The following is a 15,811-nucleotide window of genomic DNA, read 5'->3' as shown; positions in this document are numbered from 1 at the left end:
ACAAGCTCACATTCAGCTATACCGTGAAATTATAGAATAAAAATGCTAAAATAAAAACAGATTGAAAATGAAGGAGATTCCTGTGGAACATAAAGAAAAAGATTTTAGTTTATCCTGGTTTTTTAAATGGTTTGTTGATAATAAGGCCATTACTGTTTTCCTAGTAGCCTTGCTAATGGGATTAAATATTTTAGTTCTGAGCAAGATTAGTTTTATTTTTACACCGCTGTTAGAGTTTGGAGCAGCGGTCATGCTACCCGTCATTATTTCAGGCCTCCTCTATTATTTGTTAAATCCAATTGTTGACTTTTTGGAAAGGCACCGAGTTAAGCGGATTATTGCGATTTCCATCGTCTTCATCTTGATTGCCCTTCTCATTTTATGGGGCTTGGCCGTCGCTATTCCAGCCATTCAGCGTCAGGTGCTCAGTTTTATGAAGAATCTGCCAGATTACTTGGAAAAGGCCAATATGACCATTGATGATTTCTTAGACAACAAAGTGTCGCCAGAAATCAAGCCTCAACTGGATGAATGGACCAGCCAGTTGTCAGAGAATATTACTAGTTGGGCGAGTTCCTTCTCTGCCCGTGCAGTCAACTGGGTCAGCAATCTGATTGCTGTCGCCTCTCAGGTTATTATCGCTTTAATTATCATGCCGTTCATCGTCTTCTACCTTTTGAGAGATGGAAAGAACCTGAAAGGGCAGATCATTCGCTTTTTACCAACCAAGATTCGTGAATCAGCAGGCAAGGTGCTGTCTGATGTCAATACACAATTGGCCAATTATGTCAGAGGTCAGATTACAGTGGCTATTGTAGTGGCTCTTATGTTCATTGTCTTCTTTAAAATCATTGGTTTACGCTATGCAGTGACTTTAGGAGTGACGGCGGGATTCTTAAATCTGGTTCCTTATCTAGGAAGCTTTCTGGCCATGCTCCCAGCCCTAGTTTTAGGCCTGGTAGCAGGACCAGAGATGTTTGTCAAAGTCGTTATTGTCTTTATTGTTGAGCAAACCATCGAGGGACGTTTCGTCTCCCCACTTGTCTTGGGTAGTCAGCTCAATATCCACCCAATCACGATTCTGTTTGTATTGATTACTTCTGGCTCTATGTTTGGAATCTGGGGAGTCTTCTTAGGAATCCCAGTTTACGCTTCAGCTAAAGTAGTCATCAGTGCTCTATTTGAGTGGTACAAAGATGTCAGTGGCTTGTACGAAAAGGACGAAATTGAGGAAATTCAACGTGAAGAATAGTCAAAAAATTCTAGAAGCAATTGAGAAACAAGAGCTAGATCGCCTACCAGCTTATTTGGAGAAGGCTTTGGTAGAGGACGATCCAGCAACCTTGTTAGAATTGGGTCAGTATTTTGAAAGTATCGGCTTTTATCCTGAAGCCAAGCAAACCTACTTGCATCTAAAAGATGATTATCCAGAGGTCTATCTGAGTCTGGCGACCATTGTAGCCGAGGATGGTCTTATGGAAGAAGCATTTGCTTATCTGGAAGAAATCCCTGAAAGTTCGGAATGGTATCTAGCCAGTCTCCTAGTCAAGGCAGATCTCTACCAAAGTGAGGGGCTTGCAGATGTGGCTCGGGAAAAGCTGATGGAAGCAGCGACGCTTTCAGATGATCCAATCATTCAGCTGGGCTTGGCAGAGATTGATCTGGAACTCGAAAATTACCAAGAAGCCATTCAAGAATATGCTCAATTAGACAACCGTCTCATTTTAGAAGAAACAGGCATTTCCACCTATCAGCGGATCGGCTATGCTTATGCCAATCTAGGTCGGTTTGAGGCTGCCATTGAGTTTTTAGAAAAGGCCTTGGAAATCGAGTTTGATGACCAGATTGCCTTTGAATTGGCAACCCTTCTCTATGACCGAGAAGAGTATCAACGGGCGCTGATCTACTTCAAGCAGATTGACACACTGTCACCAGACTTTGAAGGATATGAATATGGCTATGCCTTGGCTCTACAAGCTGAGAATGACCGAGAAACAGCGCTAGCGATCGCAGAGCAAGGGATCCAAAAGAATCCTTTTGACGCTTACCTCCTCCTTCTAGCATCCCAGTTGGCCTACGAGTTACATCAGCCAGAAAAGGCAGAAAATTATCTGCTAGAAGCCAAAGAAGTAGCTGAGGACCTCGAAGATATCGCCCTTCGCCTAACAACCCTTTATTTGGAACAGGAACGCTATGAAGACGTCCTTGAATGGCAAGAAGTGGAAGTGGAGAATGTCGTCACCCGCTGGAATATTGCTCGTGCCTTGGTAGCACTCGAAGAGGTTGAAAAAGCAGATCCAATCTATGAAGAGCTCTACCCAGATTTGAAAGAAAATCCAGAGTTCTTAGAAAGCTATAGCTATCTCTTGAGAGAGTTGGGGGATATTGCAAAAGCCCGGGAAGTAGCAGAAGGCTATTTGCAGCTAGTGCCAGATGATGGGCAAATGCAAGCTTTCTATGAGAGCTTGCTAGAAGAATAAGAGTTTGGCTCTTGTGGGAGTGGGACTAGGAACAAGTTTTATCATTGTTCTATCCCACTCTTTTTAATCAGTCTTTCTGTTATTGTCCCTGAGAATATGGTATACTGGAAGGGCTAAAAAGAAGACAAGATGAATGAGGGAGAAAAAATGGAACCGGTGAAATTGTTTCAATACAATACCTTGGGGGCTTTGATGGCAGGTCTCTATGGGGGATCCTTTACCATTAAAGAATTACTGGAGCATGGAGATTTAGGAATTGGGACCTTGGACTCAATCGATGGCGAATTGATTGTCTTAGATGGTAAGGCCTATCAAGCTAAGGGTTCAGGAGAGGAGCCGGAGATTGTGGAAGTATCTCCAGATGCGACCGTTCCTTATGCGGCCATTGTTCCCCATCAGGCCGAAGTGATTTTTCGGCAACGCTTTGAAATGACAGATGAGGAGTTAGAGGCTCGCATTGAATCTTATTACGATGGTGAAAATCTGTTTCGTTCGATTAAGATTCATGGTGATTTTGCCACAATGCATGTGCGCATGATTCCCAAATCGACCTCGGAAACCAAATTTGCAGATGTGGCGACCCATCAGCCAGAATTTACACGAGAAAATGTTACAGGAACCATTGTTGGTTTTTGGACGCCAGAGATGTTTCATGGGGTCAGTGTAGCAGGCTATCACCTTCACTTTATCTCAGATGACCATACCTTCGGGGGGCATGTCATGGATTTTGTCATCAAAGAGGGCATCGTCGAAGTTGGAGCCATTGATCAATTGGACCAACGCTTTCCTGTCCAGGACCGCCAGTATCTCTTTGCCAAGTTTAATGTTGACCAGGTCAAAGAGGATATCCACAAATCAGAATAAAACAAAAGGGCTGAGATGAATCTCAGTCCTTTTACGTTGTCTACTCGCTGATGCGCATAGATTTGATCTTTTCTTCTTCAGGGGTGACCCGTAGGGTTTTTTGACCGGTATAGGTTACAAAGCCAGGTTTTCCTCCGGTTGGTTTGTTGAGTTTTTTGGTTTCAATCATGTCGACTTGGACCAGATTGGAGAGGCGTCCCTTAGAGAAATAGGCTGCCAGCTCAGCTGCATCGGTTTTGACCTCATCGGAAGGGTTGAGGTTACCTGTAATGACCACGTGACTACCTGGAATATCCTTAGCGTGGAACCAGAGTTCGTCCTTTTTAGCCATTTTGAAGGTCAATTCTTCGTTTTGAAGATTATTCCGGCCGACCAGAATAATGGTCTTGCCGTCTGAGGCTAAGTACTTCTCTGGTTTTTTCCGTTTGTGGATCTTTTCTCGGTTGCGTCGTTTGATAAAGCCTGTTTGGATCAGCTCTTCGCGAATCTCGGCTACTTCAGAAAGGCTGGCTTGGGCAAGAGCAGTTTCGACTGTTTCCAGGTAGGAGATGCTTTCCTTGGTTTCTTGGATAAGAGAGGTCAAATGTTTGACGGCTTCTTTTAGCTTCTGGTAGCGCTTGAAGTAGCGTTGTGCATTTTGACTGGGGGTCAAGGCCTTATCCAAGGCAATGGTAATAGGCTGGTTGGTATAGTAGTTGTCTAAGGTGACTTGGTCTTGATCATTTGGGACTTGATGGAGGAAAGTAGTAAGCAGTTCGCCTTTTTGACGGAACTCTTCGGCATTTTCTGTCGCTGCCAGTTCGGCTTCCTGTTTGGCCAATTTTTTCCGGTTCTTTTCTAGGTCATTGTCCACCTTGCGGATCAGTTCCCCAGCTTGTTGTTGGACCCGGTCGCGCTCAGCCTTGTCCAAGTAGTAGTGGTCAAGTAGATCCGATAAGGTCTCGAAGGTCTCCTCCTGGCTATCAGCAAAAGCGAGAGCAGCAAAAGATTTTTTCGTTAGACGGGGATCTGTTGGAGCTTCAAAGAAAGCTCGGAAGGTTTTTAATTTTTCTCCCGTTTCTAATCGACTGGCTAATTCTTGAGCAGTATCTCGACCAATACCCTGGAAATGGGTTTGAAGGTTTTTAGGTGTCAACTCTTCTCGGTGAAGAAAGGCGAATAAGGCTTCGTCTTTAATGGTAAAGGGGTTGACCGCTTCGGTTTTTGGAGGAGCTACATAGGTAGAACCTGGCAAGAGGGTCCGATAGCTGTTTTGAGAGAAGCCCACATGCTTGATCGCTTCGATAATTTTTCCAGTCGTCTTGTCCAGAAGAATGATATTGCTGTGCTTGCCCATGATTTCGATGATCAGGGTCACAGATATATCATCTCCAATCTCATTTTTATTAGAGACGGCAATTTCTAAAATACGGTCATTCTCCAGTTGCTGAATCTGCTCAATGACTGCCCCTTGGAGATACTTGCGCATGACCATGATAAAAGTATTAGGGAAGGCAGGATTCTCAAAATTGGTCTGGGTCCGTTGGATCCGACCAAAAACAGAGTGGGAAGAGAGCAAGAGTTTTTGATTCTTGCGGTTGCTACGAATTTGTAAAACCAACTCTTGTTCAAAGGGTTGGTTAATTTTTTGGATGCGACCATTTAGGAGTTCGCTTTGTAATTCATTCACCATATGGTGTAAAAAAAATCCATCAAAAGACATGGGGTTCCTCAACATTCTAGACTAATTCTAGTAAATTATATCAAAAAAGTGCCTGAAAACCCAGTAAGAAGGCGGTTTTCAATCCTTGTAAAAGCATCCGTTAGAAAATGAATTTCAGGAAATGACGAACGTTTTCAAAAAAAACATAAAAAAGTATTGACAAGGCTTACGGAAACATTTACAATGGATTCAATTAGAAAAGTAATAAATGAAAATTTATTAGAGAGCTCACGGTTGGTGGAAGTGGGTAGTGGACATTTATGAAATTGGACTAATGATGAGATGAATTTGAAACAATAAAAATTCGGTCGGCACACCTTATCGTGCAACTTGTTGCTAGACAAGACAGAGAGATGGGAGGAGTTTATCCATTTTCCCATAAGTGAGGTGGCACCGCGATGACACGTCCTCACATAGCTATAGCTATGTGTGGGCGTGTTTTTTGTTTCAAAAAGAAGGGAGAAAAGAAGATGAAGAAACGATGGCGACTCAGTCTTTAACAAAGATGCGAAAAAACGAAAAAAATAAATAATTGAGGTGAAAAATATGAAAAACAAACGTGTATTGGGAATGATCGGTGCTTTGCTAGCTATTATTTTAGTAGCAGTAGTCTATCCAATGTTAAACAATAAAAATGATGCCAATAAAGCAGATGGAACTAAAAAGGTAAAAGTCGGTGTCTTACAGTTGGTCAGCCACCCATCGCTAGACGAAATCTACAAGGGGATTCAAGATGGCTTGGCTGAAGAAGGCTATGACAAGGACAAGATTGAGATCGAATTCCTCAATGCAGAAGGGGACCAAAACAAGGTTGCTACCATGAGTAAACAATTGGTTCAAAACAACAACGATGTCTTGATCGGAATCGCAACCCCATCCGCGCAAGGTTTAGCTAGTGCAACCAAGGACAAACCAATCATCATGGGTGCTATCACAGACCCAGTCGGCGCTAACTTGGTCAAAGATTTGAAAAAACCAGGTGGCAATATCACAGGAGTATCTGACCACAACCCAACGGAACAACAGTTGAAGTTGATCAAAGAGTTGACTCCAAACGTGAAAACAATCGGTGTCCTTTACTCAACCAGTGAAGATAATTCTAAAACGCAAGTAGAAGAATTTACAAAATTGGCTGAAAAAGCAGGCTACAAAGTAGTTCCTTATTCAGTCCCTTCTACAAATGAAATTGCTTCAACGGTTTCTGTCATGACTGGTAAAGTAGATGCCATCTGGGTTCCAATCGACAACACCATCGCTTCAGCCTTCTCAACGGTAGTCGAAGCAAACAAAACAGCTAAAAAACCAATCTTCCCAAGTGCGACAGCCATGGTCGAAGCTGGTGGTTTAGGTTCAGTCGTTGTCGACCAACACGATCTTGGAGTGGCAACTGGTAAAATGGCTGCGAAAATCTTGAAAGGTCAAAAACCAGCGGATACACCAGTCGAAATCTTTACAGATGGTAAATCTGTCATCAACAAAAAAGTGGCAGAAGAATTAGGCATTACCATTCCAGAATCTGTCTTGAAAGAAGCTGGACAAGTCATCGAATAAAAACAAATTGAATAACAAGAACGGCAGAGGAATTTGGCTTTGGCAGGTCTTTAAATCCTGACCTTTAAAAATGTTCACCAGTGCCCAGGACCAGCTTATTTTACTCTTGGTAGAGGAGAAAGAATTGAAAATCAAAATAACAGATCTTCATCCGACCCAACTATATTTATCAGAAAAGAAGTTACATGATATCCAGATGCTTGATCAATCGGCGGAAATCATCAATGTTGATCCAATTAGTATTCTTGCGTTTGGAAATTGCTTCTTGATTACAGACGGGCATCACAGGGCTTATCAGGCTTTATTGGCAGGTCGGGATACGATTTCTGCTGAGTTTGATAAAGATGGTGGTGATGAAATTTATCATCTCTATGCGCAAGCTTGTGAGGAAAGAAAGATATCCTCTGTTATGGATTTAAAACATCATATCTTACCTCAAGATGAGTATGAAGCAAAATGGTATAACTGGTGTGATGGTTTTAACCAAGCAGCAACTCTTCTATTGAAAAGGAAAGCAGATGAAACAGACAAGGCAAATAGATAATGCCCTGCGTCTTGTTCCTTTGTCTATTGAAATTAGTCTCATCTAACTTGTTTTTTACCTAAAAATCTGATAAACTAGAAAGTAATTGAATAGAAATCTGCAAGACTAGTACCTCAAGGGAAGTGCAACAGGGAGAAGAGCCGTGACTGAAAGCTCTTTGCATGAAAGCTGAGTGAATTCACTTGCGCAAGGATTTAGAAATTAAGGTCTGAGTTTCAGATAAAAGACGGATGGTACCGCGTGTCAACGCTCCGAATATGGGTGTGGCGCGTGGTTTTTTCTATGTCTGAGTGAAGACCATGATGGAGGAAATATGTCAACGATTGAAGAACAATTAAAAGCGCTTCGGGAAGAAACGCTGGCAGCTTTGAAGCAGATCTCTGCTGAAAACGAAAAAGAGATGCAAGAGTTACGCGTCTCTGTCCTTGGGAAAAAAGGTTCCCTTACTGAAATCCTTAAAGGGATGAAAGATGTCTCTGCTGAAATGCGTCCGGTTATCGGAAAGTACGTCAATGAAGCGCGTGATGTCTTGACGGCTGCCTTTGAAGAAACAGCTAAACTCTTGGAAGAAAAGAAAGTCCAAGCTAAATTGGCTAGTGAGAGTATCGACGTGACCCTACCAGGACGTCCAGTCGCAAGTGGTCATCGTCATGTCTTGACCCAAACCAGTGAAGAAATCGAAGATATCTTTATCGGGATGGGCTACCAAGTCGTCGATGGGTTTGAAGTCGAAAAAGACTACTACAACTTTGAACGCATGAACCTTCCAAAAGATCACCCAGCGCGGGATATGCAGGACACCTTCTACATCACAGAAGAAATCTTGCTTCGGACCCACACATCACCAGTTCAGGCGCGTGCTATGGATGCGCATGACTTTAGCAAGGGGCCTTTGAAGATGATCTCTCCAGGGCGGGTCTTCCGTCGGGATACAGATGATGCGACCCACAGCCACCAGTTCCATCAAATCGAAGGTTTGGTCGTTGGGAAGAATATTTCTATGGCAGACCTCCAAGGAACGCTTCAGTTGATCGTGCAAAAGATGTTTGGTGCAGAACGCCAAATCCGTCTGCGTCCTTCTTACTTCCCATTTACAGAGCCATCTGTTGAAGTAGATGTCTCTTGCTTCAAATGTGGTGGAGCGGGATGTAATGTATGTAAGAAGACCGGTTGGATCGAAATCATGGGGGCCGGTATGGTTCACCCACGCGTGCTTGAGATGAGTGGCATTGATTCAACAGTCTATTCAGGATTCGCCTTCGGACTTGGTCAGGAGCGTGTAGCCATGCTTCGTTATGGAATCAATGATATCCGTGGCTTCTATCAAGGAGATGTTCGCTTCTCAGAACAGTTTAAATAATCATGTTAGTTAGAGTAAAAATCGATCAGGCACAGACCCTGCGTGACTTAGAGGTGGAGACCTACCGGGATACCTTTGGTCCCTATATTGTTGAGAAAGATTTGGAAGATTACTTCTCTACCGTGCTCTCTTTGGAGCAAGTCGAGAAGGATCTGCTAGATCCAGAGTCCGAAACTTATTTTGTCCTCAATGAAGATCAAGAAATCTGTGGTTTTCTCAAGATTAACTGGGGTCAAGCGCAGACCGAGCCAGTAGAGATGGACAAGTCCTTTGAGATCCAACGGATCTATGTCAAAAAGGAATGGCATGGGGCTGGTTTTGGCAAGGAAATGTTTCTCTTTGCGCTGGATCAAGCCAAGAGCCGTGGCTTTGAGTGGGCCTGGCTAGGTGTCTGGGAACGCAACTTTAAGGCACAAGATTTTTACTACCGCTTTGGATTTGAACGATTTAGTGAACACGAGTATCCTACCGGTGATACGGTTGATATTGACTGGTTGTTGAGAAAGAAATTGACCTAGAAGGAATGAGAAACTTCTATTCTAGAGATGGGGAGGTTACTAGACCTTCCTAAGCCAGCCTCGAGCTGGAAAACACAAAATGAAAGGATCAAAACGAGGGTGGATGGAGATTTAGGAAAGCTATCTAGATTTCAGCATGGCCCTTGGTATCTTACATATGTTAGTTAGTTATAAATGGTTAAAAGAATTGGTGGACATTGATGTGCCATCACAAGAGTTGGCTGAAAAAATGTCAACCACAGGGATCGAAGTAGAAGGTGTGGAATCACCAGCTGCCGGTCTCTCAAAAATTGTCGTCGGAGAAATCCTGTCTTGTGAAGATGTGCCAGAAACACACTTGCATGTCTGCCAAGTCAATGTGGGTGAAGAAGAAGCCCGTCAAATCGTCTGTGGTGCACCGAATGTGCGCGCTGGCATCAAGGTCATGGTGGCTCTTCCAGGTGCTCGTATCGCGGACAACTACAAGATCAAAAAAGGGAAAATCCGTGGTTTAGAATCACTCGGAATGATCTGCTCCCTTGGTGAATTAGGGATTTCTGACTCAGTTGTACCAAAAGAATTTGCAGATGGGATCCAAATCTTGCCTCAAGATGCTGTTCCTGGGGATGAAGTCTTCTCTTATCTCGACTTGGATGATGAAATTATCGAACTTTCCATCACTCCTAACCGTGCAGACGCTCTTTCTATGCGTGGGGTAGCACACGAAGTAGCTGCTATCTATGACAAGGAAGTCAACTTTAAGGAATTCAGTTTAACAGAAACAGACCAAGCTGCAGCGGATGCTCTTTCAGTCAGCATTGACACAGATAAGGCTCCTTACTATGCTGCCCGTATCCTGGATAATGTGACCATCGCACCAAGTCCACAATGGTTGCAAAACCTCCTCATGAACGAAGGTATTCGTCCGATCAACAATGTCGTTGACGTGACCAACTACATCCTACTTTACTTTGGTCAGCCTATGCATGCCTTTGACTTGGATACATTTGAAGGGACTGACATCCGTGTCCGTGAAGCGCATGCTAGTGAGAAATTGGTGACCTTGGACGGGGAAGAGCGTGAGTTGGAAACAAATGATCTCGTCATCACTGTCGCTGATAAACCAGTAGCCCTTGCCGGTGTCATGGGTGGTCAGGCTACAGAAATCTCTGAAAAGTCTAGTCGTGTCGTCCTTGAAGCTGCTGTCTTCAATGGCAAATCGATCCGTAAGACCAGCGGTCGTCTCAACCTTCGTTCTGAATCATCTTCTCGCTTTGAAAAAGGCATCAATGTGGCTACTGTCAATGAAGCCCTTGATGCGGCAGCCAGCATGATTGCTGAACTTGCCGGAGCAACTGTTCGTAAAGGTATTGTTTCAGCAGGCCAGCTTGATACTTCAGATGTAGAAGTTTCTTCCACTCTTGCAGACGTTAACCGTGTCCTCGGTACAGAGCTTTCCTACGCAGATATCGAAGATGTCTTCCGTCGTCTTGGATTTGGCCTTTCTGGAAATGCGGATAGCTTTACTGTCAGCGTCCCTCGTCGCCGTTGGGACATCACTATCGAAGCGGACCTCTTTGAAGAAATCGCTCGTATCTATGGCTATGACCGCTTGCCAACTAGTCTACCAAAAGATGATGGGACAGCAGGTGAGTTGACAGCGACTCAAAAACTCCGTCGTCAAGTTCGGACGATTGCTGAAGGAGCAGGCTTGACTGAAATCATTACCTACGCTCTGACAACTCCTGAAAAAGCCGTTGAATTTACGACTGCACCAAGCAACTTAACTGAGCTCATGTGGCCAATGACTGTGGACCGTTCAGTTCTCCGTCAAAATATGGTTTCTGGTATCCTTGATACAGTTGCCTACAACGTAGCGCGTAAGAACAAAGACTTGGCTCTTTATGAGATTGGAAAAGTCTTCGAGCAAACAGGTAATCCAAAAGAAGACTTGCCAAATGAAATCAACAGCTTTGCCTTTGCTTTGACTGGCTTAGTTGCTGAAAAAGACTTCCAGACTCCAGCTGTTCCAGTTGATTTCTTCTATGCTAAGGGAATCTTGGAAGCCCTCTTTGCTCGCTTGGGTCTTGAAGTGACTTATACAGCAACCTCTGAAATCGCTAGCCTCCATCCAGGACGTACAGCCTTGATTTCACTCGGGGATCAAGTTCTTGGTTTCCTCGGTCAAGTACACCCTGTGACGGCTAAGGCTTATGATATTCCAGAAACTTATGTAGCCGAGCTTAACCTTTCAGCTATCGAAGCAGCCCTTCAACCAGCTGCTCCATTTGTGGAAATTACGAAGTTCCCAGCAGTCAGCCGTGATATCGCCCTTCTCCTCAAAGAAGAAGTGACTCACCAAGAGGTGGTTGATGCCATTCAAGCTGCGGGCGTGAAACGTTTGACAGACATCAAACTCTTTGACGTCTTCTCAGGTGAAAAACTGGGTATCGGAATGAAATCTATGGCTTACAGCTTGACTTTCCAAAATCCAGAAGATAGCTTGACCGACGAAGAAGTCGCTCGCTATATGGAAAAAATCCAAGCTTCACTTGAAGAAAAAGTCAATGCAGAAGTGCGCTAAAATATGTATAGAAAAAAACCGTTGATGAGATGCATCAACGGTTTTTAAAATTCATTTTACAAAATTGTTTCCATGACGGTTTCTTGAGGTTTCATGCCCTGTCTTTGGTAGAAGCGAAGGGCTCCCTCGTTGTCATTCCAGACATTAAGAGTTAGGTTGTAGCAACCGATCTCCTTCGCATAGCTGACAGCGAATTGATAGAGTTGATCGCCAATCTTTTGCCCACGCGCTGCCTGTTCGACACACAAGTCCTCGATAAAGAGGGTTTTAATAGGATGAAGGATAGGATTGTCAGATACTTCTTTAATAGTGACAAAGAGATGCCCTAGGATTTGGCCATCTTCATTTTCATAGACGAAAATCGGTGTCTTGTCTTGCTCCATTAACTTTTCCAATTCTTCTTCGCTATATTTACCGCCACTACCTTTGAAAATATCTGGACGAGCTTGGTGGTGAACGGAAAGAATCTGTTCCAAGAGGCGAAGTAAGTCGGGAATATCTTTTGGTTGAGCTAAACGAATCGACATCTAGGTTCTCCTTAGTAGTATTTTCTTCATTATAAAAATTTTTTATGGAGCTTGTCAATGAAAAAGGATTCTTAAAAGGTGCGCAAATGCAGGCTTTTAATTTTTTGCCTCAAATAATCTTGTCAACCATCCTTCTATTTTTGACAAATATTTTTATTTTTTTGATAAATATACTTGTCAAAAAGAAAAAGAAGTGTTACAATGATTTTAGTTGAAAGAAGGGAAGGTTTTCTTATGGGAGGCATGTGGATTCTTTTTATCCCTTTTATGATTATCATTTATGCAAGCTCAGAAAAGAAGATAAAAAGGTTGAACAAACGCATTAGACGATTAGATAAACAAGTGAAAGGAAATCAAGACATGTCTAGAATTTTAGAAGAATTGAAAGGAAAAACGGCCACTGTTACAGTGAGTGGTGTTGGATTCGAGTATGAAATTTTGGATATCGACGAAGATTGGGTCAAACTGACTCGTGTGAATAATAAACAACAAAGAGAGACAAAATTAGTTCGCATTGAAGATATTCAAGGTATTCAACTATAGGGGGCGAAAGCCATGATCTTAAAAAATCGACTGAAAGAGCTGAGGGCGCGTGATGGGCTCAATCAATCCGAGCTAGCCAAGCTAGCAGGGGTCTCGCGCCAGTCCATCAGTCTCTTGGAGCGGGGGGAATACACCCCCTCGGTTATTATTGCCATCACCATCGCCCAAATTTTCAAGGAACCGGTGGAGAATGTCTTTAGTCTAGTAGAGGGAGAGGAATAAAAGTGAAAAAGAAATTAAAAGAGAGGTCAGCCCGTTTTCGTTTTTGGAGAAACATGGCCATGATCCTATCAGGATTAATCATTGGTTTTTTGACAGGTTATTTTGGTTCAGACCATCCTATTGAATTCCAAAAGCTATTTGATCGAGATATGCTCTATATAGGGTCAATCATTTTATATCTGGTGATTTTCGGGATTGTGTCTACCTACCTCATCTCATCGCGCCAGTCTTATCAGATGATGGAGGAGGCAGAAGATGAAGACGAAGCCTACCGTTATGAAAGCCAAACGAGAAGAATCTATGACTTGGCTACGATGTTCAAAGGCGTCATGATTGTTCCCTATCTATTAGTGATTTTCTTCTCTTGCCAAAAACTAGTCTATGAAGAAAAACTAACAGGTGCTTTTGGGAAATACACCATCCCGCTTATTTTTCTTGCTTTGCTCCTTCTTACTTTTGGGCTAGAACATCAGTTTCGAAAAACCTTCAAACAGATTTATGGAAAAGCAATCCCACGCAATGCTAGTGGGGCAGAAGTCCGTGAACTAATAATGAGCATGATAGATGAGGCAGAGATACAAATTTGCTATGAGGAGAATTACGATATTGTCTTCAAGTTAAGCAATTATGTCTTACCGATTTCCTTGATGGTGATATTCTTAGTTGGCATTGCTTTCCAGGCAGATATCTTGTTAGCATTAGTAGTTGTATCACTGATTTATGTTTATATCTTGGTCTCTCAGTACAAGATTACCAAACGTTACTATAAAGAGTAGAGGAGTTTTCTATGTTAGAAATCAGAAATTTAGAAAAGAGCTTTGGCAAAAAGCAAGTCTTGTTCGGCATTGACTTGACTGCGAAAAAAGGATCCATCTTAGGTTTGATCGGGAAGAACGGAGCAGGGAAGACCACCATCTTCCATAGTATCCTCCGCTTCCTTGACTACAGCGGCGATATCCAATTGGATGGCAAAGCAATCAGTCAAGAAACCTACAAGGAAATTGGCTACCTACCAGAAGAGCGGAGTCTCATGCCTAAGTTGACCATCTATGAGCAAGTCCGTTACCTTGCTAATCTCAAAGGCATGTCAACTGCTGAGGTCAAAGAGAAACTTCCAATCTGGATGGAAAAACTTCAAGTAAAAGGAAAATTAACCGATAAGATTAAGAGCCTCTCAAAAGGGAATCAACAAAAGGTTCAATTGATTATTACCATGATCCATGAGCCGAAATTGATCATCCTAGATGAGCCTTTTAGTGGACTGGATCCTGTTAATACAGAAGTCCTCAAGCAGGTCATCTTTGAAGAAAAAGAACGCGGTGCAACTATTATCTTCTCAGACCATGTCATGACCAATGTAGAAGAACTCTGTGATGAGTTGGTCATGATCCGTGATGGATCAGTGATTCTCTCAGGTCCCGTACAAGAAGTTCGTAATAGCTTTGGCAAGACTCGTCTCTTCGTATCCAATGACTTCAGTAAAGAGGAGTTGGAAGCCTTGCCTCATGTGACTAAAGTAACTATGACTAAGCAAGGTCTATGGAAGTTGGTATTGGATGATGAGACAGCAGGTCCAGACCTCTTTGACCAGTTGACCAAGGGTCGCTATCTAGCAACCTTTGACCAACAAGCCCCAACCATTGATGAAATCTTTAAATTAGAATCAGGAGTAGAAGTATGAAACAGATGCTGATTGTTATCAAAGAAACTTATTTACGCCAAGTGAAATCATGGAGCTTTTTCCTGATGGTTCTTTCTCCCTTTCTCTTCATTGGATTGACGATTGGAATAAACTACTTCGTTGGCTCTTCTACCTCTGCTAAAAGCAACATCGCCTTGATTACAGATCAAGCTCCTGTCAAGGAAGGATTGAAAGACACCGATGGCTTGACCTTTGACTATAAGGACGAAGCAGCAGCTAAAAAGGCCATGAAAGAGGAAGAAATCAAGGGAATCCTCACAGTTGAAGAAAAGGATGGCCAGCTAGAGGCTCGCTACCAGAGTGAGGATGCCATGAAGCCAGATTTCAAATCAATCGTCATGGCAAAATTGAGTCAGGTGCAACAAATGCTCAATGTTTCTAAGGCAGACTTAAGCCAGGAGCAGTTAACAGCCCTTTCTCAACAGGTCTCATTGACTGAAAAAATTGATGAGAAAAAAGAAGGATTGAAAATGGTGCAGACCATGGTAGCTGGAGGAATCGGTTTTCTTCTCTACATGATTCTAATCTTTTATTCAAGTATCACTGCCCAAGAGGTAGCCAGTGAAAAAGGAACCAAGATCATGGAAGTGGTCTTCTCAAGCATTCGCGCAACTCACTATTTCTATGCTCGTATGATTGGTCTATTCGGAGTGATTTTTACCCATATTGGTATCTATGCAGTAGGTTTGGGAGGCGTTTGGATCTTTAGAGATTCCATTCCGCTTGTGAAAGATGTTTTATCTCCAGACTCTCCTATTACTCAACATATTGGACAATCCATTTCCTTGAATACCTTCTTCTTTATCATTCTTGGAATCTTCATGTACGTGGTACTCTCAGCTTTCCTAGGTTCAACAGTTGCTCGTCCAGAAGATACAGGGAAGGCCCTCTCTCCTCTGATGATGTTGGTGATGGTTGGATTCTTTGGAGTGACTACCTTGGGTAGCGCAGGAGATGTCCCACTATTGAAGATTGGATCCTACATTCCATTCATTTCAACCTTCTTCATGCCATTCCGTACGATCAATGGCTATGCAAGTGGACTTGAATCATGGGGTTCATTCGGAATCGCCTTGGCCTTCACGCTCCTCGGCACCATGATCATTGGAAAAATCTATTCTAGCCTCATCTTACAAACGGATGACCTAGGCTTGGTCAAAACAGTTAAAAAAGCCTTGAGCTATCGTTAAAAGAGACACCTTCAGTAGATGCTGAAGGTGTTTTACTTTGTGAAA

General features: G+C 42.9%; 15 protein-coding genes and 1 other annotated feature. Of the genes, 13 read left to right on the top strand and 2 right to left on the bottom strand.

The window, feature by feature from the left end; translation table 11 throughout:
• Positions 1-82: 82 nt before the first annotated feature.
• The 3 genes from FJR71_RS03925 to budA all read left to right on the top strand — a co-directional run bounded on the left by FJR71_RS03925 (position 83) and on the right by budA (position 3,344).
• On the top strand, positions 83-1,252 hold the full coding sequence (locus tag FJR71_RS03925; protein WP_140814156.1) for an AI-2E family transporter: 1,170 nt from the start codon (positions 83-85) through the stop codon (positions 1,250-1,252).
• On the top strand, positions 1,242-2,480 hold the full coding sequence (locus FJR71_RS03920; protein WP_140814155.1) for a tetratricopeptide repeat protein: 1,239 nt from the start codon (positions 1,242-1,244) through the stop codon (positions 2,478-2,480). The genes FJR71_RS03925 and FJR71_RS03920 overlap by 11 nt, the downstream gene beginning before the upstream one ends.
• Positions 2,481-2,627: 147 nt before the next feature.
• Positions 2,628-3,344 (top strand): acetolactate decarboxylase, encoded by a 717-nt coding sequence (gene budA, locus FJR71_RS03915; protein ID WP_048789215.1) that lies wholly within the window; start codon positions 2,628-2,630, stop codon positions 3,342-3,344.
• 40 nt (positions 3,345-3,384) lie between these two features.
• Here the strand turns inward: budA and FJR71_RS03910 are convergent, their stop codons facing one another.
• Complete coding sequence (locus FJR71_RS03910; protein WP_135782538.1) at positions 3,385-5,046, bottom strand: Rqc2 family fibronectin-binding protein; 1,662 nt, start codon at positions 5,044-5,046, stop codon at positions 3,385-3,387.
• Between the two features lie 179 nt (positions 5,047-5,225).
• Positions 5,226-5,460, top strand: a binding site (T-box leader).
• A 132-nt stretch (positions 5,461-5,592) separates the two neighbouring features.
• Between FJR71_RS03910 and trpX the strand changes: the two genes are divergently transcribed.
• The 5 genes from trpX (at position 5,593) to pheT (ending at position 11,582) form a co-directional block, all read left to right on the top strand.
• A complete protein-coding gene (gene trpX / locus FJR71_RS03905) occupies positions 5,593-6,597 on the top strand; it encodes a tryptophan ABC transporter substrate-binding protein (RefSeq protein ID WP_140814154.1) in 1,005 nt (334 codons plus the stop codon).
• 124 nt (positions 6,598-6,721) lie between these two features.
• Positions 6,722-7,141, top strand: coding sequence for a chromosome partitioning protein ParB (locus FJR71_RS03900; protein ID WP_140814153.1), 420 nt, complete (start codon positions 6,722-6,724; stop codon positions 7,139-7,141).
• A 313-nt stretch (positions 7,142-7,454) separates the two neighbouring features.
• On the top strand, positions 7,455-8,501 hold the full coding sequence (pheS, locus tag FJR71_RS03895; RefSeq protein ID WP_140814152.1) for a phenylalanine--tRNA ligase subunit alpha: 1,047 nt from the start codon (positions 7,455-7,457) through the stop codon (positions 8,499-8,501).
• A gap of 2 nt (positions 8,502-8,503) precedes the next feature.
• Positions 8,504-9,019, top strand: coding sequence for a GNAT family N-acetyltransferase (locus tag FJR71_RS03890; protein WP_140814151.1), 516 nt, complete (start codon positions 8,504-8,506; stop codon positions 9,017-9,019).
• Positions 9,020-9,176: 157 nt separating this feature from the next.
• Positions 9,177-11,582, top strand: a complete 2,406-nt coding sequence (gene pheT / locus FJR71_RS03885) for a phenylalanine--tRNA ligase subunit beta (RefSeq protein WP_140814150.1) — start codon at positions 9,177-9,179, stop codon at positions 11,580-11,582.
• 56 nt (positions 11,583-11,638) lie between these two features.
• Here pheT and FJR71_RS03880 read toward each other — a convergent pair whose 3' ends face one another.
• Positions 11,639-12,109 carry a GNAT family N-acetyltransferase gene (locus tag FJR71_RS03880; protein ID WP_140814149.1) on the bottom strand — a complete coding sequence of 157 codons (471 nt, stop codon included), beginning with the start codon at positions 12,107-12,109 and terminating at the stop codon, positions 11,639-11,641.
• Between the two features lie 234 nt (positions 12,110-12,343).
• Between FJR71_RS03880 and FJR71_RS03875 the strand changes: the two genes are divergently transcribed.
• The 5 genes from FJR71_RS03875 to FJR71_RS03855 are packed head-to-tail and all read left to right on the top strand — an operon-like array spanning position 12,344 to position 15,766.
• Entirely contained in the window at positions 12,344-12,652 is a 309-nt protein-coding gene (locus tag FJR71_RS03875; protein ID WP_140814443.1) for a hypothetical protein, read from the top strand.
• Between the two features lie 12 nt (positions 12,653-12,664).
• Complete coding sequence (locus FJR71_RS03870) at positions 12,665-12,874, top strand: helix-turn-helix transcriptional regulator (protein ID WP_003002675.1); 210 nt, start codon at positions 12,665-12,667, stop codon at positions 12,872-12,874.
• Between the two features lie 53 nt (positions 12,875-12,927).
• Complete coding sequence (locus tag FJR71_RS03865) at positions 12,928-13,650, top strand: DUF3169 family protein (RefSeq protein ID WP_172605093.1); 723 nt, start codon at positions 12,928-12,930, stop codon at positions 13,648-13,650.
• 11 nt (positions 13,651-13,661) lie between these two features.
• Positions 13,662-14,555 (top strand): ABC transporter ATP-binding protein, encoded by an 894-nt coding sequence (locus FJR71_RS03860; protein WP_140814147.1) that lies wholly within the window; start codon positions 13,662-13,664, stop codon positions 14,553-14,555.
• The gene (locus FJR71_RS03855) at positions 14,552-15,766 is read left to right on the top strand and encodes an ABC transporter permease (RefSeq protein ID WP_129269565.1); all 1,215 of its coding nucleotides are present in this window, start codon (positions 14,552-14,554) and stop codon (positions 15,764-15,766) included. Before FJR71_RS03860 ends, FJR71_RS03855 begins: the two co-directional genes overlap by 4 nt.
• Positions 15,767-15,811: the final 45 nt, after the last annotated feature.

Source organism: Streptococcus xiaochunlingii (genome assembly GCF_006385805.1).
In the GTDB taxonomy this organism is placed as follows: Bacteria; Bacillota; Bacilli; order Lactobacillales; family Streptococcaceae; genus Streptococcus; species Streptococcus xiaochunlingii.
This window is presented reverse-complemented; position numbering and strand designations above follow the sequence as displayed.